Annotated in this window: 21 protein-coding genes and 1 pseudogene; 13 read left to right on the plus strand and 9 right to left on the minus strand. The window is 68.3% G+C overall.

The window, feature by feature from the left end; genetic code table 11:
* Positions 1-88: 88 nt before the first annotated feature.
* On the plus strand, positions 89-2,146 hold the full coding sequence (locus tag PA01_04095; GenBank protein ID KON80913.1) for a M3 family metallopeptidase: 2,058 nt from the start codon (positions 89-91) through the stop codon (positions 2,144-2,146).
* A gap of 39 nt (positions 2,147-2,185) precedes the next feature.
* Here the strand turns inward: PA01_04095 and PA01_04100 are convergent, their stop codons facing one another.
* Positions 2,186-2,326 carry a hypothetical protein gene (locus tag PA01_04100; GenBank protein ID KON80914.2) on the minus strand — a complete coding sequence of 47 codons (141 nt, stop codon included), beginning with the start codon at positions 2,324-2,326 and terminating at the stop codon, positions 2,186-2,188.
* A 261-nt stretch (positions 2,327-2,587) separates the two neighbouring features.
* Between PA01_04100 and xth the strand changes: the two genes are divergently transcribed.
* The 3 genes from xth (at position 2,588) to PA01_04115 (ending at position 4,354) form a co-directional block, all read left to right on the plus strand.
* Positions 2,588-3,349, plus strand: a complete 762-nt coding sequence (xth, locus tag PA01_04105) for an exodeoxyribonuclease III (protein KON80915.1) — start codon at positions 2,588-2,590, stop codon at positions 3,347-3,349.
* Positions 3,350-3,383: 34 nt separating this feature from the next.
* Entirely contained in the window at positions 3,384-4,064 is a 681-nt protein-coding gene (locus tag PA01_04110; GenBank protein KON82293.1) for a Crp/Fnr family transcriptional regulator, read from the plus strand.
* Between the two features lie 95 nt (positions 4,065-4,159).
* Entirely contained in the window at positions 4,160-4,354 is a 195-nt protein-coding gene (locus PA01_04115; GenBank protein KON80916.1) for a DUF2892 domain-containing protein, read from the plus strand.
* 78 nt (positions 4,355-4,432) lie between these two features.
* Here the strand turns inward: PA01_04115 and rsmA are convergent, their stop codons facing one another.
* The 4 genes from rsmA to lptD are packed head-to-tail and all read right to left on the minus strand — an operon-like array spanning position 4,433 to position 9,977.
* On the minus strand, positions 4,433-5,230 hold the full coding sequence (gene rsmA / locus PA01_04120; protein ID KON80917.1) for a 16S rRNA (adenine(1518)-N(6)/adenine(1519)-N(6))-dimethyltransferase RsmA: 798 nt from the start codon (positions 5,228-5,230) through the stop codon (positions 4,433-4,435).
* A complete protein-coding gene (pdxA, locus tag PA01_04125) occupies positions 5,227-6,207 on the minus strand; it encodes a 4-hydroxythreonine-4-phosphate dehydrogenase PdxA (GenBank protein KON80918.1) in 981 nt (326 codons plus the stop codon). The genes rsmA and pdxA overlap by 4 nt, the downstream gene beginning before the upstream one ends.
* Before the next feature lie 9 nt (positions 6,208-6,216).
* Positions 6,217-7,566 carry a peptidylprolyl isomerase gene (locus PA01_04130; protein KON80919.2) on the minus strand — a complete coding sequence of 450 codons (1,350 nt, stop codon included), beginning with the start codon at positions 7,564-7,566 and terminating at the stop codon, positions 6,217-6,219.
* 53 nt (positions 7,567-7,619) lie between these two features.
* Positions 7,620-9,977, minus strand: coding sequence for an LPS assembly protein LptD (lptD, locus tag PA01_04135; protein ID KON82294.2), 2,358 nt, complete (start codon positions 9,975-9,977; stop codon positions 7,620-7,622).
* Positions 9,978-10,149: 172 nt separating this feature from the next.
* On the opposite strand from lptD, the gene PA01_04140 reads away from it, so the two are divergent.
* The 9 genes and pseudogenes from PA01_04140 to hemF all read left to right on the plus strand — a co-directional run bounded on the left by PA01_04140 (position 10,150) and on the right by hemF (position 19,727).
* Entirely contained in the window at positions 10,150-11,154 is a 1,005-nt protein-coding gene (locus PA01_04140; GenBank protein ID KON80920.1) for a phosphotransferase, read from the plus strand.
* Complete coding sequence (locus PA01_04145) at positions 11,154-11,843, plus strand: nucleotidyltransferase family protein (GenBank protein ID KON82295.2); 690 nt, start codon at positions 11,154-11,156, stop codon at positions 11,841-11,843. The genes PA01_04140 and PA01_04145 overlap by 1 nt, the downstream gene beginning before the upstream one ends.
* Positions 11,844-11,912: 69 nt before the next feature.
* Positions 11,913-13,265 carry an aminopeptidase P N-terminal domain-containing protein gene (locus PA01_04150; protein KON80921.1) on the plus strand — a complete coding sequence of 451 codons (1,353 nt, stop codon included), beginning with the start codon at positions 11,913-11,915 and terminating at the stop codon, positions 13,263-13,265.
* On the plus strand, positions 13,252-14,424 hold the full coding sequence (locus PA01_04155; protein KON80922.1) for an FAD-dependent monooxygenase: 1,173 nt from the start codon (positions 13,252-13,254) through the stop codon (positions 14,422-14,424). Before PA01_04150 ends, PA01_04155 begins: the two co-directional genes overlap by 14 nt.
* Before the next feature lie 139 nt (positions 14,425-14,563).
* Positions 14,564-15,583 (plus strand): tRNA dihydrouridine synthase DusB, encoded by a 1,020-nt coding sequence (gene dusB, locus PA01_04160; GenBank protein KON80923.1) that lies wholly within the window; start codon positions 14,564-14,566, stop codon positions 15,581-15,583.
* Entirely contained in the window at positions 15,580-15,816 is a 237-nt protein-coding gene (locus PA01_04165; GenBank protein ID KON80924.1) for a Fis family transcriptional regulator, read from the plus strand. The genes dusB and PA01_04165 overlap by 4 nt, the downstream gene beginning before the upstream one ends.
* 74 nt (positions 15,817-15,890) lie before the next feature.
* On the plus strand, positions 15,891-17,486 hold the full coding sequence (gene purH, locus PA01_04170; protein KON80925.1) for a bifunctional phosphoribosylaminoimidazolecarboxamide formyltransferase/IMP cyclohydrolase: 1,596 nt from the start codon (positions 15,891-15,893) through the stop codon (positions 17,484-17,486).
* A gap of 19 nt (positions 17,487-17,505) precedes the next feature.
* A pseudogene (gene purD / locus PA01_04175) lies at positions 17,506-18,794 on the plus strand (phosphoribosylamine--glycine ligase).
* A gap of 3 nt (positions 18,795-18,797) precedes the next feature.
* Positions 18,798-19,727 (plus strand): oxygen-dependent coproporphyrinogen oxidase, encoded by a 930-nt coding sequence (hemF, locus tag PA01_04180; GenBank protein ID KON80926.1) that lies wholly within the window; start codon positions 18,798-18,800, stop codon positions 19,725-19,727.
* Between the two features lie 20 nt (positions 19,728-19,747).
* Here the strand turns inward: hemF and PA01_04185 are convergent, their stop codons facing one another.
* The 4 genes from PA01_04185 to hemC are packed head-to-tail and all read right to left on the minus strand — an operon-like array spanning position 19,748 to position 23,982.
* Positions 19,748-20,923 carry a heme biosynthesis protein HemY gene (locus tag PA01_04185; GenBank protein ID KON80927.1) on the minus strand — a complete coding sequence of 392 codons (1,176 nt, stop codon included), beginning with the start codon at positions 20,921-20,923 and terminating at the stop codon, positions 19,748-19,750.
* A 13-nt stretch (positions 20,924-20,936) separates the two neighbouring features.
* Positions 20,937-22,214, minus strand: coding sequence for a uroporphyrinogen-III C-methyltransferase (locus PA01_04190; protein ID KON80928.1), 1,278 nt, complete (start codon positions 22,212-22,214; stop codon positions 20,937-20,939).
* A gap of 22 nt (positions 22,215-22,236) precedes the next feature.
* Positions 22,237-23,004: a uroporphyrinogen-III synthase gene (locus tag PA01_04195; GenBank protein KON80929.1), complete on the minus strand. Its 768-nt coding sequence runs from the start codon at positions 23,002-23,004 to the stop codon at positions 22,237-22,239.
* Between the two features lie 33 nt (positions 23,005-23,037).
* Positions 23,038-23,982 (minus strand): hydroxymethylbilane synthase, encoded by a 945-nt coding sequence (hemC, locus tag PA01_04200; protein ID KON80930.1) that lies wholly within the window; start codon positions 23,980-23,982, stop codon positions 23,038-23,040.
* Between the last annotated feature and the right edge of the window lie 135 nt (positions 23,983-24,117).

Here is a 24,117-nt window from a genome sequence, read left to right on the forward strand (position 1 = left end):
GCGATGCGGTTAGAATGTGACACGTGCTCCAGCGCCCGTTTCTCCTGTCTTTCCTCCTGTCTTCCTTCCTGCCTGCCGGAGAATCCCCATGTCCAATCCCCTCCTCGATTTTTCGGCGCTGCCGCGCTTCGATGACATCCGCCCGGAACACGTCGCGCCGGCAATCCGCCAGCTCATCGACGAGAACCGCGCGCTGATCGCGGAGCTCGTCGCCGATCCCGCGCCGCCGACGTGGGCGAACTTCGTCACGCCGATGACCGAGGAAGGCGAACGGCTCGGGCGCGCGTGGGGCATCGTCGGCCACCTGCACAGCGTCATGGACGTGCCCGAATGGCGCGAAGCCTACAACGCGATGCTGCCCGAAGTGTCGAGCTTCTATGCCGAAGTCGGGCAGAACCTCGAGCTGTTCGACAAATACCGGCTGCTGCACGACAGCGCCGAATACGACATGCTGTCGCCGGCGCGCCAGCGCATCATCGACCACGAGCTGCGCGACTTCCGCCTGTCGGGGGCCGAACTGCCCGACGCCGACAAGCCGCGCTTCAAGGAAATCCAGGAAGAGCAGTCGGCGCTCGCGGCGAAATTCTCCGAGAACCTGCTCGACGCCACCAACGCCCACGCCGAATGGATCGACGACGAAGCGCAGCTCGCCGGCCTGCCGGGCGACGCGATCGCCGCGGCGCGTGCAGCGGCCGAACGCGACGGCAAGCCGGGCTGGAAATTCACGCTGCAGATGCCCGCGTACCTGCCGGTGATGCAGTACGCCGACAACCGCGAACTGCGCGCGCGAATGTATCGTGCGTATGCGACGCGCGCGTCGGAACAGGGCAAGCCGGAGCTCGACAACGGGCCGCTGATCGGCCGTATCCTCGCGCTGCGCGCCGAAGAGGCGAAAATGCTCGGGTACCGCAACTTCGCCGAAGTGTCGCTCGTGCCGAAGATGGCCGAAACGCCCGAGGAGGTGCTCGCCTTCCTGCGCGAGCTGGCGACGAAAGCCAAGCCGTTCGCCGAGCGCGATCTCGCCGAGTTGCAGGCGTTCGCCCGCACGGAACTGGGCCTCGATCCGCTCGAGCCGTGGGACATCGGTTATGCGTCGGAAAAGCTGCGCCAGGCCCGTTATGCGTTCTCGGACCAGGAAGTGAAGCAGTATTTCCCCGAACCGAAAGTGCTCGAAGGCCTGTTCGGCGTGATCCGCACGCTGTATGGCGTCGACATCGTCGCCGACAATGCTCCGCTGTGGGATCCGGACGCGCATTTCTTCCGCATCGACCGGGACGGCGCGACCGTCGGGCATTTCTACCTCGACCTGCACGCGCGCGAGACCAAGCGCGGCGGCGCGTGGATGGACTCGGCGCGGAGCCGCTACGTCGGCCCGCGCGGCACGCAGACGCCGGTCGCCTACCTGGTGTGCAACTTCCCCGGCCCGGTCGGGGGCAAGGCGCCCACTTTCACGCACGACGACGTGCTGACGCTGTTCCACGAATGCGGTCACGGCCTGCACCACCTGCTGACGCAAGTCGACGACCTCGCGGTTTCAGGCATCCACGGCGTCGAGTGGGACGCCGTCGAGCTGCCGAGCCAGTTCATGGAGAACTTCTGCTGGGAATGGGACGTGCTCAGCGGCATGACTTCGCACGTCGACACCGGGGAACCGCTGCCACGCGAGCTCTTCGACAAGATGATCGCGGCGAAGAACTTCCAGAGCGGCATGCAGACGGTGCGACAGCTCGAGTTCTCGATGTTCGACCTGCGTCTGCACGGCGAAGTCGACGCGTCGGCAGGACCGGTTCCGATCGAGCGCGTCCTGGAGCTGCTCGACGAAGTGCGACGCGAAGTCGCAGTGATCATCCCGCCGCCCTGGCACCGCTTCCCGCACAGCTTCTCGCACATTTTCGCCGGCGGCTACGGGGCCGGGTATTACAGCTACAAATGGGCCGAAGTGCTGTCGGCCGACGCGTTCGCGGCATTCGAGGAGGCGGGGGCCGGAAAAGGGACGTTGCTGGATCGTGAAACGGGGGAACGCTTCTGGCGCGAAATCCTCGCCGTCGGCGGCAGCCGCCCGGCGCTCGAATCGTTCAAGGCTTTCCGCGGCCGCGAACCCCGGGTGGATGCGCTGTTGCGGCACAACGGCATGGTGAGCGCCTGAGACGTGCCGCAGCCCCGCTGCCGCGGGGCTGCGCAAGACTCAGAGAACCGAGGCAGTTCCCTCCAGCACGCGCCGCTGCACGTGCAGCGGCACGCCGCGCTCGGTCATGTTCATCTGCGCGTTCGCATGGTCGCCCCCGCGGGCGAGGTAATCGATGATGGTCCCGACAAACTGGCGCATGGCCCAATCGACTCGCATCTCGCATCCACTGAGTGCCATCGCTGTCCCCCTTCATGACGAAATGCGTCAGGTGCGCATGACGCCATGTCATAGCCTCCCGAGAACCAAAGCCAGTTTTATGCCACGCGCAGGACACGGCGTGGATGCAATGAATTGCAGCGGGCACCGCGAGGCTCGCGTGCATCATCCCCGCACGTTGTAAGAATTTCCGACACCGCCGACCCGGCCGAACTGTTCAATCCCCATGCCACCCTGCACACGATGAAAATCGCCACCTGGAACGTAAACTCCCTCAAGGTCCGCCTGCCCCAAGTGCTCGACTGGCTCGCGGCCAACCGGCCCGACGTGCTGTGCCTGCAGGAACTCAAGCTCGAGGACAAGTCGTTTCCGACCGCCGAACTCGACGCGGCCGGCTACCACGCAGCGTTCAGCGGGCAAAAGACTTACAACGGCGTGGCGATCCTGAGCCGCTCTGCGCTCGGCGACATCGGCTACGGCATCCCGGGCTTCGATGACGAACAGAAACGCGTGCTCGCCGCGACGGTGAACGGCGTGCGCGTGATCTGCGGGTATTTCCCGAACGGACAGGCGCTCGGCTCGGAGAAATTCGCGTACAAGCTGCGCTGGGTCGCGGCCCTGACCGAGTGGCTGCGCGAAGAACTCAAGGCACATCAGCGGCTGGTGCTGACGGGCGACTTCAACATCGCGCCCGAAGACCGCGATGCGCATCCCGACTGGAAGGACGAGATCCACGTCTCACCCGCCGAACGCGCCGCGTTCGCCGCGCTGACCGGCCTCGGCCTGACCGACGCTTACCGTCTTTTTCCGCAGGACGACAGGAGCTTTTCGTGGTGGGACTACCGCATGGCGGCTTTCCGGCGCAACTTCGGCCTGCGCATCGACCACGTCCTGCTGTCGCCGGCGCTGCGCGATGTGTGCTGCGCGTGTACGATCGACAAGGCGCCGCGCAAGCTCGAACGCCCGTCCGACCACGCTCCGGTGATCGTCGAACTCGAGGTGTAGTCCCATCGCCGCAGCGCACGACGGAAAGACGATGATGACGCCTTCGCCCCTGCCAGAGCCGGCCCGCCTCGCCGACCGCTATCCGGTGATCGCCGCGCTGTCCGAAGCGGCGCGGCAGCGCGTGCTCGAGAACGCGCGCTGGGCGCGCGTGCCGGCCGGCGCAGTGCTGTTCGACGATCACCAGGCGTGCGAAGGTTTCCCGTTCGTCGTCGAAGGGTCAGTGCGCGTCGTCAAGTGCGCTGCCAACGGCCGCGAGCTGCCGCTGTATCGGGTCGCGGCGGGCGAAACCTGCATCATCTCGTCGTCCTGCCTGCTCGGCCACGAGGACTACAACGCGCGCGGCATCGCCGAGTCCGACACGGTGCTGATGCTGCTGCCGAAAGCCGAGTTCGACGCGCTTCTCGCCGAGCCGGCGTTCCGCGATTTCGTCTTCCACCTGTTCGCCGAGCGCATTGCCGACCTGATGCAGCTGATCGAGGAAGTCGCGTTCCACCGCCTCGACCAGCGCCTTGCCGGCCAGCTGCTCGGCAAGGGGCGCGTGCTGCATGTCACGCACCAGCAGCTCGCCGACGAGCTCGGCACGGTGCGCGAATTCGTCAGCCGCCTGCTCAAGAGCTTTGCAGTGCAGGGGCTGGTGAAGCTGTCGCGCGAGCAGATCGAGATCCTCGATCCCGTGGGCTTGCGCCGCATGGCAAGCGAAGGGCGCCACGAATAAGGCCGACGCCTGCGCTGTGTAACCGAGGTTACAGACCGTGCGGCGGCGCGGTGGTCCAATACGCTCGTCATCCACGCAGCGCAACGGAGAACATCATGAATGCAAACATCGGCGGCATCGACCGGATCCTGCGCATCGTCGCCGGGCTGGTCCTGGTCATCCTCGCGATCCTCGGCATCGGCAGTCCCTGGACGTGGATCGGCGTCGTCCCACTCGCGACCGGGCTGCTCGGCTGGTGCCCGGCCTATACCCTTTTCGGGCTGCGCACCTGCCCGCTCACGAAAGCCTGAGCGCTACGGCGGTCTGCCTCGACGCCCGTTCCCCGATGGCGCCGAAGGGCCTGCAGGTGCGGGGCACGCCGCGCCGGATCACGTGCTCGCGAGCGCGCGCGGCGACTTCGCGGCGATGTAGTTCGTGATCGCGACGTAGTCGGCGACGGTCAGGCGTTCGCCGCGCAAGCCCGGGTCGATTCCGAGCGCGGGGAAATCCGCTTCGTCGAGCCATTCGCGCAGCGTGTTGCGCAGCGTCTTGCGGCGCTGGCCGAACGCGGCGGCAACGACACGCTCGAGCAGCGCCTCGTCCTGCGCAGTGCGATCGTCTGCCGGCAGCGGCATCATGCGGACGATGCTCGACGTCACTTTCGGCGCCGGGCGGAACGCGCCGGGCGGCACATCGAACAGCCGCCCCATGCGGAAGCGGTATTGCAGCATCACCGACAGGCGGCCGTAGTCCTCGGTGCCCGGCTCGGCGACCATGCGCATCACGACTTCCTTCTGCAGCATGAAAGTCATGTCGCGCACGCCGGCCGCGAACTCGGCGAGGTGGAACAGCAGCGGCGTCGAGATGTTGTACGGCAGGTTGCCGACGACGCGCAACGGCGCGCCGAGCGTCGCGAAATCGAACTTCAGCGCGTCGCCTTCGTGGATCGTCAGCTGCTCCGGCGAATAACGTTCATGCAGCCGGGCGATCAGGTCGCGGTCGATCTCGACGACGTGCAGGTGACCGAGCCGCTCGACGAGCGGATCGGTCATCGCACCGAGCCCCGGGCCGATCTCGACGACGGTGTCGCCCGGCAGCGGGCGGATCGCGTCGATGATCTTGCGGATGATGTTGGGGTCCGACAGGAAGTTCTGGCCGAAGCGTTTGCGCGCGCGGTGTTCGCTCATCGCGCGGCATCCCGGCTCTGCACCATCGTCGTCGCGAGTTCGACTGCGGCGAACAGGCTGCCCGGATCGGCCACGCCCGTGCCGGCGAGATCGAGCGCAGTGCCGTGGTCGACGGACGTGCGAATGACCGGCAGGCCCAGCGTGACGTTCACGCCACCGCCGAAGCTCGCGTGCTTGAGCACCGGCAGGCCCTGGTCGTGGTACATCGCGAGCACCGCGTCGCCCTGCCCGAGCGTATGCGGCACGAACAGCGTGTCGGCCGGCAGCGGTCCGACGAGGTGCATGCCTTCGCCGCGCAAGCGCTCGAGCACCGGCGCGATGACGTCGATCTCCTCGCGTCCCATGTGCCCGCTCTCGCCGGCGTGCGGGTTGAGGCCGGCGACGAGAATGCGCGGCGCGACGAGCCCGAAGCGTCCGACCAGATCGGCGTGCAGGATGCGCAGCGTCTCGTCGAGCAGCGCCGGCGTGATCGCGCCCGCCACGGCTGCGAGCGGCAAATGGGTGGTCGCGAGCGCGACGCGCAGCCCGCCGCCGACGAGCATCATCACGACGCGCGGCGTGCCGGTGTGTTCGGCGAGGTATTCGGTATGGCCGCTGAACGCGACGCCGGCGTCGTTGATGACGCCCTTGTGCACCGGGGCAGTCACGATCGCGTCGAACTCGCCGCTTCGGCAACCGTGCAGCGCCCGGTCGAGCAGCGCGAGGACGTAGCCGGCGTTGGCGGGATCGAGGCGGCCGGGGCGTGCGGCGACGTTGAGCGGCAGGTGCAGCACGTCGAGCACGCCGGCTGTCGCAGGCACGTCGGGCGTGTAGGCGCGCACGAGCGCTGCGCCGGCTGCGCGCGTCCGGATCAGCTCGAGGTCGCCGAGCACGACCGGGCGCAGCAGCCAGTCGCGGCGCGCGAGGTGCGCGCACAGCTCGGGGCCGATGCCGGCCGGCTCGCCGCTGGTGATTGCAAGGATCGGAGGGGAAGCCACGGTGCCGAGCTATTCCCTGCCGGTCCGGTACTCGACATACGTGCGGTCGCGCAGCTGGCGCAGCCAATCCTCGAACGCTTCGTCGGCCTTGCGCTCGCGCAGCGCATTGCGCGCCGCGTTGCGTTTGCGCTCGTCCGACACGTCCTGGACCCGGCGCGCCTCGACCTGGATCAGATGCCAGCCGAACGGCGAACGCACCGGCGCACTCACTTCGCCCGGCTGGAGCGCGTTCATCGCGCGCTCGAATTCGGGGACGGTGTCGCCGGGGCTGAGCCAGCCGAGATCGCCGCCTTTCGCCGACGACAGGTCCGCCGAATGCGCTTTCGCGAGCTCGGCGAAACTCGCGCCGTTGACGATCCGCTCGCGCAACCCGAGCAGGCGGCTTTCCGCGTCGCTGTCGTTGAGGATTTCCGAAGTCCGGATCAGGATGTGACGCGCCCGCGTCTGTTCGAGCTGCTGCGGACCGGCCGCCGCGCCGCCGCGCCTGTCGAGCAGCTTGACGATGTGCAGGCCCGCCGAGCTGCGCAGCACCGGCGACACGCTGCCGGGGCTCAGCTCGCCCACCGCTTCGGCGAACAGCGGCGGCAGGCGGTCGCGGCTGCGCCAGCCGAGCGCACCGCCGTTCATCGCATCCGGGGCGTCGGAATAGCTCGCGGCAACACGCGCGAAGTCGTCACCCGAATTGAGCCGCTGTTTCGCAGTTTCGGCGCGCGCGACGAGGGCCGCCATCTGCTGCTGCGTTGCCGCTTCGGGCACGCGGATCAGGATGTGGGCGAGCTCGAATTCCTCGCCGGACAGTGCATCGGCGTTGTTCGCGAGGAAGTTGTCGACTTCGGCGTCGGTCACGACGATGCGGCTGTCGACTTCGCGCTCGCGCAGGCGCGTCAGCAGGATTTCGGTGCGGATATTGTCGCGGAAGCGGCTCCAGCTGACACCGTCCTTTTCGAGCGCGGCCTGCAGCTGCGCCATGGTCAGACGGTTGCTCTCCGCAATGCGCGCGATCGCCCGTTCGAGCGTCGCCTCGTCGACCTGCAGCGACGTCTCGCGCGCCAGCTGCAGCTGCGCCCGCTCGAGCACCAGACGCTCGAGCAACTGCCGCTCGAGCACGTCGGCTGGCGGTTGCGGCGTGCCCTGGCGGTTCAACTGGTGAATCGCCTGCTCGACCCGCTCACGCAATTCCCTCGCCGTGATGACTTCGTTGTTCACGACCGCGGCGATATGGTCGACTTCGACGGAGCGGGGATTGGCCGCATGAGCCGGAAACAGGGCTGCGGCGCAGGACAGGGCGGCGAACAGGATGAGACTGAGGCGCGCGGGAGTTCCACGCCAGGAAATGCGACGCAAGGGAATTCGTATCATGGTTTCTCGAAAAATGAATCGACTCGTGTATCGCTGAAATACGGCCGCCGGACTCAGTAGGCTCCGAAGACGCGGTCGGACACGGGTTCGTTGATCTTGCCATATCCCGCAACGCTGCGTTTGAGCAGATTGACCGGACTGGAACCGACACTGGCCAGGCCGTTGAGTTCAAGCTGCACGAAGAGCGCCTCGGTGACGTCGTCGGGATTGGTCGCGAAACGGTGCACGGCGCTGCGCACCACCCAGCAGCCGCCATCGTATTCGAGGCCCGCGATGGTCTCGGTGATGCGGTTCTCCTTCAGCGAGCGCGTCACGCGCGCGACGCCGTACCAGCCGCGGCCGAGCGGCCACTGCCCGGAAAGGTCGAGATCCTCCAGCACCTCGCGCGAATAACGGTAACCGAGATTGAGCGCCTTCGCGAATTCCGGCTGATAGCGCACGGTGAAGTTGAAGCGCTCCGTCAACTGTTCGCGCGGGTTGTACTGCCACGCCGAATCGATCGACGAGCTCGTCGTCACCCGCCCGCTGAACGCCGCCAGCATGTCGGCGCGGCGCTCGCCACGGCGCGGTTCGCCCGGCAGCGCGACGCGCTGGTCGTCGAAGTAGTAGCGCTGGCCGAGCGTTGCGCGCATGCGCTCGGCGCCAGTTCCCGGATCGATCAGCCGCGACGTCACGGCCGCGGTGACCTGGTTCGCGTCGGCGATGCGGTCGCCGCCGGCATAGAGGTTTTCGGAGAAGATCTGCGCGAAGCCGAAGTCGAAGCGGGCCGTGTCGAAAACCGGGATGTCGTCCTGGTTGCGGTACGGCGTGCGCACGTAGTAGATGCGCGGCTCCAGCGTCTGGAGATAGTCGCGGGCGAACAACGTCGTGTCGCGCTCGAAGCGGAGCCCGCTGTCGAGCGTGAAGATCGGCAGCGTCCGCGTGATCGAGTCGCTCTCGCCGGCCAGGTCGCGGTCGAGCGCATATTGCGTGTGATGCACGCCGATTTTCGGTGTCACGTAGTAGCCCGGGCGTTCGAACGGCAATGACAGCTGCGGATACAGCGTGAAGCGGCTGCCTTCCGGCTTGCGGCTGTCCGAATGTTCGAACTGCACGTATTCGCCGCGAAAGCCGAAGACCGTTCCCGCCGCCATGTCCTGCCGGTTCGCGTTCAGCAGCAGCTGCGGCAGACGCCGGTAAGGATCCTCGCCGGACAGCGTCTGGTAGCTTTGCACCAGCGCCGACGCGCTCCACCAGTCGCTCGCGACATAGCTCAGGCGGCCTTCGCGCAACAGGTTGACCTGCGACGCGACCGACAGGCGCGAGCTGAGGTCTTCGAAATACTGGTCGTCGGAGACGCCGTTCAGGTCGAGCGAACCGTACAGGTGCGGCGTGATCTGCTGCTGGTGCTGCACCGATCCGAGCGCACGCTCCTCGCCGGTGACGGCGTCGCGCGGCAACCACTCGACGCGCGACTGGCCACGGTAGCCCGGCGTCAGGTAACGGAACTCGCCGCCGAGCTGCACGCCGCGCCGCCCCATGAAGCGCGGCGCGAACGTCGCGTCGTAGTTCGGCGCGAGGTTCCAGTAATAGGGCACGGAGACGTCGACGCCAGCCTTGTTCGAGACGCCGACGGTCGGCGACAGGAACCCGGACTGGCGCTGGGCGACGAGCGGAAATTCGGCCCACGGCCACCAGAAGATCGGCACGTCCTGGAAGATTACCGACCCGCCGCGCACCACGCCGACTTCGCGGTCGTAGTCGAGCTCGAGGTCGCGCGCCTTGATGTACCAGTCCGGGTCGTCGGCCTGGCAGGTCGACCACGTCGCGTTTTCCAGGCGATACTGGTTCTCGCCTTCGAAGTGCAGCACGTCGGCATGCCCGCTGCCGGAGATCTCGCGCACCGGCTCGCCCGGCGCCGGATCGGAGCGGCGACTGAAGCGGTATTGCGGTGCCTCGAATTCGCCGACCTGCTCGGCGATCTTCAGATTCGCACGCGGCCCCTCGACCCGGTCCGTCCCCTGTGCCAACAGCACATTGCCTTCGGCCCGCGCCTCGTCGGTCAGCTCGCTGTATGTCAGCCGATCCGCGGACAGCAGGATGCCGTCGCGCCGCAGTTCGGCCTTGCCTTCCGCGACCAGTTCGACCGCTCGCGTTCCGCTGATCTGCTGTGCGCGGATCTCGGTCGCTCCGGCAGCGATCGGCGCGCTTTTTGCAGGCGCAGCGGCGGCAGCCGGTTCGGCGGGAGTCACGGCCGGGGGCAGCACCGCAGCTGCGGGCGATTCGGGCGGGGTCGAGGGCTTCGCCGCGGCAGGCGGCTGCTGCACCTCGGGCACCTCCGGGCTTGGGGCCGGCGCCTGTCCGGCCGGACGTTCCGGACGGCTTTTCACCAGGTCCGGCGAAACCACCAGCGGTGGCAATCCAGCCGCCACCGCAGCTCCCGAGAAGCAGCATATCAGCAGCGGAATAAGCTTCAGCCGCGTTCTCAATCGCGTTTCGCGCAAGCGTCTTCCCCAATCGTCAAGAGTCAGCCCGACGGCGAGCGGCACGGTCGAAGCCTTTGATAAACTCATCGATTTTACACGAAGCCTCGCGGAGAACCCGGTGCAAAGACTCACCCAACTGAACGCCTGGCTGACGGCGCAGCTACCCGGACAGGATTTCGAACTGAGCCCGGCATCGGCCGACGCCAGCTTCCGGCGCTATTTCCGCGTGCGGTTTGCCGACCGCAGCCCGAGCCGCATCGTCATGGACGCACCGCCCGAACACGAGGACACGCGCCCCTGGCTCGAGGTCGCCGAACTCTTCGGCGCTGCCGGCGCCCACGTCCCCGAAGTGCTCGCGCGCGACCCGGAGCAGGGCTTCCTGCTGCTGTCGGATCTCGGCAGCACGACCTACCTCGCCGCGCTGACTCCGGCGAATGCCGCCAACCTCTACGCCGACGCCCTCGGCACGCTGATCGCGATCCAGAAAGCGAGCCGCCCCGGGGTGCTGCCGGAATATTCACGCGAACTGCTGCGGCGCGAACTGATGCTGTTCCCCGAGTGGTACATCGCGCGCCACAAGGGGGTGAGCCTCGACGAGCGCCAGCGCGCGGCGCTGGATGGCGTGTTCGACCGCATCCTCGCCGTCAACCTCGCCGAGCCGCAGGTGTTCGTGCATCGCGACTACCATTCGCGCAACCTGATGCACCTCGCCGACGGCCGCAACCCCGGCGTCATCGACTTCCAGGACGCGGTGTACGGTCCGCTGACCTACGACCTCGCGTCGCTGCTCAAGGACGCCTACATCCACTGGGAAGAGGACTTCACGCTCGATCTGCTCGCGCGCTACTGGGAAGCTGCACGCAAGCTCGGCCTGCCGGTACGCGAGGACTTCTCCGACTTCCACCGCGACTACGAGTGGATGGGCGTGCAGCGCCACATCAAGGTGCTCGGCATTTTCGCCCGTCTGTGTCACCGTGACGGCAAGGACGGCTACCTCGCCGACATGCCGCGGGTGATGGACTACCTGCGCCGCGCCTGCAAGCGCTACCGCGACCTCACGCCCCTGCTGCGGCTGCTCGACCAGGTCGATCCCGAACCGGTCGAAGTCGGCTACACGTTCTGATGCGCGCGATGATCCTCGGTGCCGGGCGCGGCGAGCGCATGCGCCCGCTGACCGACGCCTGCCCGAAGCCGCTGCTCGCCGCCGGCGGCAAGCCGCTGATCGTGTGGCACCTCGAGCGCCTGCGTGCCGCGGGCTTCACCGACGTCGTCATCAACCACGCCCATCTGGGAACGATGATTGAAGCGGCGCTCGGCGACGGCCGGCAGTTCGGCCTGCATATCACCTACTCCGCCGAAGCCGAGGCGCTGGAGACTGCCGGCGGCATCCGCCAGGCGCTGGCGCTGCTCGGCGACGCGCCTTTCCTCGTCATCAACGGCGACGTCTTCTGCGACGCGGACCTCGCCGCGCTGCGCCCCGTCGGCGCGGAACTTGCCGCGACGGGCGACCTCGCCCACCTCGTGATGGTGCCCAACCCGGACCATCACCCCGGCGGCGACTTTCGTCTCGACGGCGAGCGCCTGCGTCGCGACGGCGAGCCGCGGCAGACGTTTTCCGGCATCGGCGTCTATCGTCCGGCGCTGTTCGCCGCCCTCGCAGCGGGAACGAAAGCGCCGCTCGGCCCGCTGCTGCGGGAGGCGATGGACGCCGGCCGGGTGCGTGGCGCGCTCTATCGCGGCTACTGGCTTGATGTCGGGACACCGCAGCGCCTCGCGGCGCTCGACCGGCATCTGCGCCCGGTCGTCGACTAGCGCCGCGCGCGAACAGGCCCGGTTCCGCCGGGTCGAAACCGGGAACCGCCGCCGTGCCATAATGAATTCATGAACACTCTTCCAGAGCGTCCCGTGCCCGACATCGCCCCGTTCCACGCCCGCCGCGAACGGCTTCTCGCGCGCATGAACGCGCTCGGCGGGGGCATCGCGGTGCTGCCGACCGCGCCCGAATGCACGCGCAACCGGGACACGCACTATCCGTTCCGCCACGACAGCTACTTCCATTACCTCACCGGCTTCGGCGAGCCCGAAGCGGTGGTCGTGCTGGTTGCCGGCGAATCCCCACGCTCGATCCTGTTCTGCCGCGAGAAGAACGAGGAACGGGAGATCTGGGACGGTTACCGTTTCGGCCCCGATGCGGCGCGCGAGCGCTTCGGCTTCGACGAAGCGTGGACGGTCGGCGACTTCGACCAGCGCCTGCCCGACCTCCTCGCGAACCAGCCGAAGCTGTGGTGCGCGCTGGGTTACGAAGCGGAGTGGGACGTCCGCGTGATGCGCGCGCTGAACGCGGTGCGGGCGAACGCGCGCGCCGGCGCAGTGCCGCCGCATGCGATCCACGATGTGCGCACCGAACTCGACGAAATGCGCCTCGTGAAGGACGACTCGGAACTCGCGATCATGCGCCGCGCAGCCGCGATCTCGGGCGAGGCGCACCGGCGCGCGATGGCCTTAACCCGCCCGGGGCACCACGAATACGAGATCGAAGCGGAGCTCCTGTACAGCTTTCGCCGCGCCGGCAGCCAGGCACCCGCCTACCCGTCGATCGTCGCCAGCGGCCCGAACGCGTGCGTGCTGCACTACGTCGAGAACGACCGCGTGATGGCCGACGGCGAGCTGCTGCTGATCGACGCCGGCTGCGAACTCGACGGTTACGCGTCCGACATCACCCGGACGTTTCCCGTCAATGGCCGCTTCACCGGCGCGCAGCGCGACGTCTATGAACTCGTGCTCGCCGCGCAGCGCGCCGCGAAAGACACGATCCGTCCCGGCGTGCTATGGAACGACCCGCACGACGCTGCGGTGCGCATCATCGCGCAAGGCCTGCTCGATCTCGGCCTGCTCTGCGGCACGCTCGACGCCGTCATCGAACAGGGCCTCTACCGGCGCTTCTACATGCATCGCACCGGCCACTGGCTCGGCCGCGACGTCCATGACGCCGGCGAATACAAGCGCGCCGGCGAGTGGCGGCCGCTCGAACCCGGCATGGTGCTGACCGTCGAGCCGGGGTGCTACATCCGCGCCGCCGCCGACGTGCCGGAAGCGTTCTGGAATATCGGCGTGCGCATCGAGGACGATGCCGTCGTCACCGCAACCGGGTGCGAATTCATCACCGATGCGGCGCCGCGCTCGATCGCCGACATCGAGGCAGTGATGCGCGAGGGCGCCGGTGCGACAGCCTGACCTTTTGGTCGTCGGCGCCGGTCCGGTCGGGCTCGCGCTGGCGCTTGCGCTCAAAGACAGCGGACTGGCGATCGTGCTCGCTGACGCCCGCCCGCGCGCGGCCGTGCTCGCCGACCCGCGCGTGCTCGCGCTCGCGCACGGCACACGCCTGACGCTGGAGCGCCTCGGCGTGTGGGACGCGCTGCCGGTGACGCCGATCCGCCGCATCCACGTATCGCAGCAAGGCGGTTTCGGCCGCACCGAACTGCGCGCCGAGGACTACCATCAGCCGGCGCTCGGCTACGTGGTCTCGGCCGGCGCACTCGCCGGCGCGCTGCGCGCAGCGGTGGACCGCAGCGGCATCGCCGTCCTCGACGAAACGCAAGTCACCGCCCTCACGCCGCAGTCCGACGCCGTCGTCGCCACCCTCGTCGCCACCCTCGCCGGCACAGCCCCAAGTGCGCCGGACGACGCGCCGTGCCGCGCGCGCCTCGTCGCCTGCGCCGAAGGCCGGCTCGAAGCCGGCAGCCGGGACGTCGTCGAGCGCGACTACCGCCAGCACGCCCTCATCGCGCGCATCGACGTCGCCGGCGGTCACCACCATCGCGCTTTCGAGCGCTTCACGCCGCAGGGGCCGATCGCGCTGCTGCCCTGCGACAGCAACTACGCGCTGGTCCAGGTCGTTTCGCCCGAACGCGCCGACGAGTTGCTCGCCCTTGACGACGTGGGCTACGTCGCGCAGTTGCAGGAGCACTTCGGCACCCGCTTGCGGTTCGGCGCGGTTTCCCGCCGCCACCGCTATCCTCTCGGCCTGCGCTATCGGCGTGATCCGGCGGGCCCCCGCACCGTGTGGCTCGGCAACGCTGCCCAGACCCTCCATCCGGTCGCCGGTCAGGGCTTCAACCTCGCGCTGCGCGACGTCTGGGCGCTGGCCGACACGCTGCTGCGCCATCCCGGCGATCCGGGCGGCGCGGCAGCCCTCGACGCCTATGCCGATTCCCGCAGCCTCGACCGCTTCGGCGCGATCCACTTTACCGACGCGCTCGTGCGCGTGTTCAGCAACGACTTCGCGCCGCTGCGCCAGCTGCGCGGCGCCGGCCTGCTGGCCCTCGACCTCATCCCGCCGCTGCGCAGTTTCGTCGCGCGGCGGATGATGTTCGGCGCCCGCGCCTGGCCCTGAGCGGCACCGTCCCGGCGGGGCGGTGCGCGGGCGCAAATACGACAGGACGTGATGCAATCGGCGTCGGCGCTGCATTCCGCTGCTCGCCCGGCAGCGCATGGGGTAAAATGCGCCCTCTTCCCCGAACACCTCTCCATCCATGCAGTACGCCGGTTTTACCCTGCGCAACAATCTTTTCGTCGCTCCGATGGCGGGCGTGACCGATCGGCCGTTCCGCCAGCTGTGCAAGAAGCTTGGCGCAGGCGTCGCAGTCAGCGAAATGGTCACGTCGAACTCGCTGCTCTATGGCAGCGCGAAAACCCGTCGCCGCGCCGAGCACGCCGGCGAGGTCGAGCCGATCTCGGTGCAGATCGCCGGCGCCGATCCGGCGATGATGGCCGATGCCGCCCGCTACAACGCGGACAACGGTGCGCAGATCATCGACATCAACATGGGTTGCCCGGCAAAGAAAGTCTGCAACGTCATGGCCGGCTCCGCGCTGATGCAGAACGAGCCGCTCGTCGCCCGCATCCTCGAGGCCGTCGTCGCCGCGGTACCCGGCACGCCGGTGACGCTCAAGTTCCGCACCGGCTGGAACCGCGACAACCGCAACGCCCCGACGATCGCCCGCATTGCCGAAGCATCAGGCATCCGCGCGGTCGCGATCCACGGCCGCACGCGCGCCGACCAATACACCGGCAACGCTGAATACGACACGATCGCCGAAGTGAAATCGCTCGTGAACATCCCGGTGATCGCCAACGGCGACATCACGACGCCCGAGAAAGCCCGCTACGTGCTCGACTACACCGGCGCCGACGGCGTGATGATCGGCCGCGCCGCGCAGGGCCGACCGTGGATTTTCCGCGAAATCGAGCATTACCTCGCGACCGGCACGCTGCTGCCCCCGCCGCTCGTCGCCGAGATTCTCCAGGTATGCCGCGAGCACCTGGGCGACCTGTATGCGTTCTATGGAGAGGAAACCGGAGTCAGGATCGCGCGCAAGCACATCTCCTGGTACACCAAAGGCCTCGTCGGCTCGGCGGCGTTCCGCCGCACGATGAACCAGCTGTCCGATGTGCGCGAACAACTCGAGGCTGTTGAAGACTTCTTCGGCCGCCTCGCCGAGCAGGACGCCCGCCTGCGCTACGAAGAACTTCCGCAGGAACTCGCAGCATGACCCGCTCGAACGAGATCGCCGACTCGATCCATCGCACCCTTGACCAGTACTTCCGCGACCTGGACGGCGAGAAGCCGGCTGCCATTTATGACATGGTAATTCGCAACGTCGAACGCCCGATGCTCGAATTCGTGCTTCGCCAGGCCAATGGCAACCAGACCGTCGCCGCCGAGATGCTCGGCATCAATCGCAACACGCTGCGCCGCAAGCTGACCGAATACGAACTGCTGTAGCGCAGCCCGACCCTCACTCCCCGCGCGGCGGAATCGCCGCGTCGCCCATCCGATTTTTTCCTGCGATCCTCACGATGAAAGTCTCCCAAGCCCTGATCAGCGTCTCCGACAAGCGCGGCGTCGTCGAATTTGCCCGCTCGCTCGATGCGCTCGGCGTCAAGCTGCTGTCGACCGGCGGCACTGCCACGCTGCTGCGCGAGGCCGGCCTGCCGGTCACCGACGTGTCCGAGCACACCGGCTTTCCGGAAATGCTCGACGGCCGCGTCAAGACGCTGCACCCGAAAGTGCACGGCGGCATCCTCGCGCGCCGTGACCTGCCCGACCACCTGGAGACGATCGCCGCACACGACATCTCGCGCATCGACCTCGTCGTCGTGAACCTCTATCCGTTCGCCGCAACCGTCGCGAAGCCCGACTGCACGCTCGACGATGCGATCGAGAACATCGACATCGGCGGCCCGACGATGGTGCGCGCGGCGGCCAAGAACCACGGCAACGAAGCGGGCGGCGTCGGCATCGTCACCGACCCGGAAGACTACGCGTCGATCGTCGCCGAGCTGAGCTCGGGCGACGGCGCGCTGAGCTACAGGACGCGCTTCGCGCTCGCGGTAAAGGCTTTCACGCATACTGCGCGCTACGACGCGGCGATTTCCAACTATCTGACCGCGCTGAATTTCGACGACGCCGGAACGGCCACCCGGCAGGCCTACCCGGAACGCTTCCAGCTCGCGTTCGACAAGGTCCAGGACCTGCGCTACGGCGAGAACCCGCACCAGTCCGCAGCCTTCTACCGCGAGCCGTCGGCGCCCGAAGGCGTGATCGCGGCGTATCGGCAGCTGCAGGGCAAGGAACTGTCTTACAACAACATCGCCGACGCCGACGCGGCATGGGAATGCGTCAAGGCGTTCGACGTCGAAGCCGGCCGCGTCGCGTGCGTCATCGTCAAGCACGCGAACCCGTGCGGCGTCGCCCTCGCCGAAACCCCGCAGGCCGCTTACCGCAAGGCCTTCTCAACCGACCCGACGTCGGCCTTCGGCGGCATCATCGCGTTCAACTGCGAAGTCGATCGGGCCGCTGCCGAAGCCGTCGCAGCGCAGTTCCTCGAAGTGCTGATCGCGCCGTCGTACAGCGCCGACGCGCTCGCGGTGCTCGCCGCGAAGCAGAACGTGCGGGTGCTGACGTGCGCGCTCGGCAAGCCGTCCGGCGCCCTCGACCTGAAACGGGTCGGCGGCGGGCTGCTGGTGCAAAGCGCCGACGAAGCGCGCATCACGGTTGCCGATCTTCGGATCGTCACCCGCCGCGCGCCGACCGAACAGGAACTCGGCGACCTGCTGTTCGCGTGGCGGGTCGCGAAATACGTCAAGTCGAACGCGATCGTGTATTGCCGTGACGGCATGACGGTCGGCGTCGGCGCGGGACAGATGAGCCGCGTCGATTCGGCGCGCATCGCCGCGATCAAGGCCGAGAACGCCGGGCTGACGGTGCACGGCTCGGTGGTCGCCTCCGACGCGTTCTTTCCGTTCCGCGACGGGCTCGACGTGCTCGCCCAAGCTGGCGCGACCGCGGTCATCCAGCCCGGCGGGTCGATGCGTGACAGCGAGGTGATCGCCGCGGCCGACGAACAGGGCGTGGCGATGGTGTTCACCGGTTTCCGTCATTTCCGGCACTGAGAGCCGCACAGGAAAACTCATGAAAGTTCTCGTCATCGGCTCCGGCGGCCGCGAACACGCGCTGGCCTGGAGACTCGCCCAGTCGCCCAAAGTCACACGCGTGCTGGTTGCTCCGGGCAATCCGGGCACCGCTCGCGAACCGCTGCTCGAGAACGTCGCGGTCACTGCGATCCCGGATCTCGTCGAACTCGCGCGCACCGAGCAGGTGCAATTCACCGTCGTCGGCCCGAAGCCCCGCTTGCGGCCGGCGTCGTCGACGCCTTTCGCGCCGCCGGGCTGCCGATCTTCGGCCCGACGAAAGGCGCCGCACAGCTCGAAAGCTCAAAAGACTTCGCCAAGCGCTTCATGGCCCGGCACCACATCCCGACGGCAAAGCACGCGACTTTCTCCGACCCGTCCGCGGCGCACGACTATGTCGAGACCGAAGGGGCGCCGATCGTCATCAAGGCCGACGGCTTGGCCGCCGGCAAGGGCGTCGTGGTCGCCGCGACGCTCGCCGAAGCCCATGGCGCGATCGACCTGATGCTGAGCGGCAACCAGACCGGCGTGCAGTACGACGAAGCCGGCGCACGCGTCGTCATCGAGGAGTTCATGGCGGGCGAGGAAGCGAGCTTCATCGTCATGGCCGACGGCAAGCATGCGCTGGCACTGGCAACGAGCCAGGACCACAAGCGCCTGCAGGACAAGGACGAGGGCCCCAACACCGGCGGCATGGGCGCCTATTCGCCGGCGCCAGTCGTGACACCCGAAATCCACGCCCGCGTGATGCGCGAAATCATCCTGCCGACGCTCGCCGGCATGAGCGCCGACGGGCTGTCCTATACCGGCTTCCTGTACGCCGGCCTGATGATCGACGAAGCGGGCCAGCCGCGCGTCGTCGAGTTCAACTGCCGCCTGGGCGACCCGGAAACCCAGCCGATCATGATGCGCCTGAAGACCGACCTGTCCGACCTCGTCGAAGCGGCGATCGGCGGGCGGCTCGACCAGATCGAAGCCGAATGGGACCGTCGCGTCGCGCTCGGCGTCGTGCTCGCCGCCGAAGGCTATCCCGAGGCGCCGCGCAAGGGCGACGTGGTGTCCGGCTTGCCAACCACCGAGAGCGAGGACGTGCATGTCTTCCACGCGGGCACTGCGGAACTGGACGGACAGGTGGTGACGGCCGGGGGCCGCGTGCTGTGCGTCACGGCGCTTGGCGACAACATCCGCAGCGCGCAGAAGCGCGCTTACGAGATCGCCGACGGAATCCTCTTCGAAGGACGCCAGTACCGCCGCGACATCGGGTACCGCGCGATTGCCCGCAAAGGCTGAACGATGGGCGCGCCCGATTCGCGCGTCGTCAGGCAGCACCTGCTCGACCTGCAAAGCCGCATCGTCGCCGCGCTCGAACGATTCGACGGCGGCAGCTTCCGCGAGGATGCCTGGCAGCGCCCGGCGGGCGGCGGAGGCGTCACGCGCGTCATCGAGGAAGGCCGTTTCTTCGAACGGGGCGGGGTCAATTTCTCGCATGTGATCGGCGGCGCAATGCCCGCTTCGGCGACCGCGCACCGCCCCGATCTCGCGGGCCGCGCGTTCGAAGCGATGGGCGTGTCGCTCGTGCTGCATCCGCGCAACCCGTACTGTCCGACCGTGCACCTGAACGTGCGCTTCTTCATCGCATCCCGCCCGGACGCTGCCGCTCCGCCGGCACCGGTCTGGTGGTTCGGCGGCGGCATGGACCTGACGCCCTATTACCCGTACGAGGAAGACGTGCGCGCTTTTCACCGCGCCTGCCGGGACGCGGTGCTGCCGTGGGGCGGCGAGCCGGAATACCGGCGCCTCAAGGAATGGTGCGACCGGTACTTTTTCCTCAAGCACCGCAACGAACCGCGCGGTGTCGGAGGCCTGTTCTTCGACGATCTGGGCGCCGACGGCAAGACCGACTTCGACGCCGCATTCGGGCTCGCGCGCAGCGTCGGCGATGCCTTTCTGGGCGCCTACCTGCCGATCGTCGAGCGGCGACGCGACCTCGCATACGGCGAACGCGAACGCGACTTCCAGGCCTACCGCCGCGGCCGCTACGTCGAATTCAACCTCGTGTTCGACCGCGGGACGCTGTTCGGCCTGCAATCGGGCGGGCGCACCGAGTCGATCCTGATGTCGCTCCCGCCGCTCGTCAAATGGCGCTACGACTGGCAGCCGGAGCCGGGCAGCGCCGAGGCGCGTCTATACGACGAATTTCTCGCCCCGCGCGACTGGTGCTGACTGCCGCGGCGCGAAACCGTTCAGGCCGCCGAATGTTCAGCGGCCGCGCGATAGTGGGCGTGCGCCTCTTCGGCCCGCTCGAGACGCTCGAACAGATGCGCGAGCGCGAGGTGGGTTTCGATCGTCGGCACGAGGCTCAGCGACGCCTCGAGGTAACTCTGCGCCTTGCCCCACAGCTGCGCCGCCAAGCATAGCCTGCCGAGCGCATACAGCAGGTCCGCATCCTTCGGGTGCTTGCGCAGCCACCCTTCGGCCCGCGCGAGGCAGCCGGCCGCGTCGCCATTCGCACACTGGGCGTACAGCCGCGCCAGCCCTCCGTCCCACTCGGTGTCGAGCATGCGTTCCACGGTCTTGCGCACCAGCGCGCCCTGTCCCGCTGCGGCAAGATAGGGAACGGCTTCCTCGACCATGCGCCGGTCTCCCAGCTCGGCAGCGGGAATGCTGCGCCAGTATGCTGCGAGCGCTTCGCCGTCGGAAGCCAGTTCGCGTATCCGTTCGACGTGCGCGCGGCGCACCACCGGTTGCGCCTGCTCGTCGGTCAGAGCCTTGTGCTTGCGCAACTGCCGCGCAAGACGCAGGACCTCTTCCCAGTGCCCGAGCGCCGACGCCACTTTCAGCGACAGGCGCAGCGCGGCGATGTGCCGGTGCCCGGACAGGCGCAGATTTTCGAGCCGTTCGGCGGCTTCCTCGAAGCGCCGCCCCTCGACTGCGAGTTCGGCTTCGGTCATCAGGCGCGCAACACGGGCTTCTTCTTCCTGCTCGGCAGCCCGCCCGATCCAGATCCGGTAACGGGCGTCATCGTGCATGCCGTGCGCCGCGCGAGCCGCGACCAGCGCCGCCATCGAGCGGCTTTCCCCGGCGTCGAAAGCGCTGCCGGAGAGCTTCAACGCCTGCGCGAAGCGGCCTTCGAAAAGCGCCCGCAAGCCCTCGCGCAGCGCTCGGCCGGCCTTGTCCTTGCGCCGGCGCTCACGGAACACGCCGACCCGACCCGGCAGCGCGATCGTTTTCCCGACCAGCCGGAGCACCACGTAGCCGATGAAAAACGCCCCGAGCAGCGCGACGATGAGGAGATTCAGTGACAGCTGGGCACGCCACGGCGGCAGCACGACGAGCACGTAGCCGGTGTTGATGCTCGCGAGCATCGCCACCCCGGCAGCGAGAGCGAACAGCGCGATGAGCCAGAGCAGGGTACGCATTCCGGACCTCCTCTCAACGCTCGCCGGCGACCGGCGCCTGCTCCGGCTGCGCGGACGCAGGCGCAGCAGGCGGCGACCGGACCTCGGGAGCGGAGGGTGCACCGGCGGGTGGACGGCCTGCACCGGAAGTGGCAGCACCGGGCGCAGGCGTTCCGTTGAGCGGCCGCCGGCCTTCGGCCGAGCGGGCCTGCAGCATGCGCAGTGCGGCGATGCTTTCGGTCGGCGTCGGCTGCTCGACCTTGACCGGCAACGCCTGCAACGCCGCGAGTTCGGCGAGCGTTTCCTGCACGGCCGGGTCGCGCCGGTCGAAAAAGCGTTCGATCCAGCTCCGCGCCTGCGCGAGGTCGGCGGCGAAAGTCCGGCCGTCGCGTGCGAGCAGCGCGAGCCGCGCGGTCAACAGGCGGATCTTGAGATTCTCGCGCAGGTAGGTGCTTTGCGCCGGCGCCAGCAGCACGGGTTCGGACTGGTCGAGACGCTCGATTCGCACCAGCGTCAGCATTTCGCGCCAGATGTCGCGCGCCAGTCCGGTGACAAAATCGATCACCGAAGGGTCGGCCGAAGCGGCCTCCGGCATGCTCGCCCCCTCATTGCCCTCGGCAGCGGGATCGTCGAGTTGCCCGGCGAAAGCCAGCGGCAGCGTATCGACCCGCTCGAGCAGCGCCTCCAGGCGCAACGCGATGCCCGGCATATCGACCTGCGGCGCGGCCTGGAGCCGCTCGATGTCACGCACCAGCGCACGGCGCAAGGCTTGGAACTGGCCGCGGTCCTGCGCCGCCAGCCGCGCCTCGGCCCCCTGCAACGCGATCAGCGCGGCTTCGTGGTTGCCGGCCAGCTGCAGTTGCTGCGCAGCGATGCCGATCGCCTGCTCCGCCTCGGCGACGACCCGGTCGTCCCGCGTGCGCGAAAACTCCTGGTAGAGATTTTCGAGCGCGGCCGCCTGCCCTTCGGTGGCCGCGACATGCGCCTCGAGCGCGCCGATCTTGCCCTGCAGCGACGCGATCGACTCCTGCTGCTGGCGTGCCGATCCTCGCGCTTCGGCGAGCGCGGAATCGCTTGCCGCCAGGCGCTGGGCGACTTCCTCGCGAATCTCGATGGCGTCCGAGCGCAGCTCGTACACCTGCCAGCCGGCGAGCCCGGCCGCAGCGAGCGCGACCAGCGCCACCGCAGTGGCGATGCCGCCGCCGCGCTTCGACGAGGAAGCCGGCGGCGTGGAGGACGAGGTGGACGGCGTCGATCCGGACGGGGTATCGGAACGCGGAGGCTGGGAAAGCGCTGGAATTTCTTCTTTCATGCCGAGAGTTTAACCGAGGTCACTAGAAATGAGATTCGAGTGCGCGAATCAGCCCTTCGTCGCCGGGGGCGGTTTCGACGACGCGCACGAAGCCCGCTGCGCGCGCATGCGTCGCGATCCTCGGGTGCGGCGCGAAGATCGGCACCGCGCACAGCAAGCGCAGGCCTTCGGCGCCGACGATCGCGACGAGCTTCGCGACGCCTTCGCTGCTCGTCAGCGTGATCGCGTCGAGTGCGCCGCGCCGCGCGAGGTCGAGCAGCGGGGCGGGGTCCTGGTCGGGCTGGAAGCGGCGATAGCAGCTCACGTATTCGACGCTGGCGCCGTGTTCGCGCAAGGTTTCGCCGAGCAGGTCGCGACCGCCGTCGCCGCGGAAAATCACGATCCGCCGGCCGCGTACCGCTTCGGGCCGGAATTCCGGAAGGGCGAGCACCGACTCGCTGTCGAACCCGCTGCGCGGCGCGACAACGGCGCGGAAACCGAATGCTGCGAGCGCCCGCTCACTCCCCTTGCCAACCGTCGCGACGACCACGCGCGGCGGCCACGCGCGCTGCGCGAGGATCGGCGTGAGCGCGTGCTGCACGGCGTTCGGGCTGACGAAAAACGCGAGGTCGAACTGATCGAGCCGGGCCGCGATGTCGTCGAGTTGCGCGCCGTCGACAGCGCCGATCGCGAGCACCGGAAAGCGCACCGGAATGCCGCCGCGTGCAGCGATCGCCTCGCACAGGCTGTCGGCCTGGCCCGTCGGGCGAGTGACTGCGACGTGACGTCCGCAGAGCGTCTTGCGCATCATCGACGTCTCAAGGTTGTGCCGTTCGTATCGGGCTCACCCCAGGCGCGCGAGGATGTCTTCGGCCCCTTGCGCGCGCAAGTCGTCGGCCAGTGCGAGCCCGAGCCCTTCGGCATCGGCAGCGTTGCCTTCGCGTTCGGCGCGGACCATGCGGCTGCCATCGGGCAGCGCGACAAAGCCGCGCAGCCACAGCCGGCCGGCACGGATCTCGGCGTACGCACCGAGCGGCACTTCGCAGCTGCCCGCGAGCGCGCGCGAGACGGCACGCTCGGCGCGCACGCATGCGGAAGTGTCGGCATCGTTGAGCGGCGCGAGCCAGGCGGCGATGTCGCTGCGCTTCGCGAGGCATTCGATGCCGAGCGCGCCCTGCCCGGCCGCCGGCAGCGACACCTCGGACGGCAGCTCGGCGCGGATGCGGTCCGCCAACCCGAGCCGCTTCAGGCCGGCGGCGGCGAGGATGATCGCGTCGTACTGCCCCTCGTCGAGCTTGCGCAGGCGCGTGTCGAGGTTGCCGCGCAGGCTCGTGACCGCCAGGAACGGGAACTGCGCATGCAGCTGCGATTCGCGGCGCAGCGACGACGTGCCGACGACCGTGCCCGGCGGCATGTCGGCGAGGCTCGCGTAGCGCGGCGACACGAACGCGTCGAGCGGCACTTCGCGCGCCGAGATGCACGGCAGCGCGAACGGTTCGGCCAGCTGCATCGGCACGTCCTTCATCGAATGCACCGCGATGTCGGCGCGCTCCTCGAGCAGCGCGGCTTCGAGTTCCTTGACGAACAGGCCTTTGCCGCCAACTTTCGCGAGCGGCCGGTCGAGGATCTGGTCGCCGCGCGTCGTCATGCCGAGCAGCTCGACGCGACAGCCCGGGTAGAGCGCTTCGAGGCGGGCCTTGACGTGTTCGGCCTGCCACAGCGCGAGACGGCTTTCGCGGGTGGCGATTACGATGCGTTCGGGAGAGGGAAAGTCGGGGGTAGCGCTCACGGTGGGCAGACTCGTCACGGAGGAAGGGATCGATGGTGCCTGCGGCAAAAGGTTGCCGCAACGCAACATCAGGGTTCGCGCCAATGGCGCACGGGCTCGGCGGCATTCTAGCATGGGTGCAAATTGCGCCTTTCC

The organism is Azoarcus sp. PA01 (genome assembly GCA_001274695.2).
Lineage (GTDB): Bacteria > Pseudomonadota > Gammaproteobacteria > Burkholderiales > Rhodocyclaceae > Aromatoleum.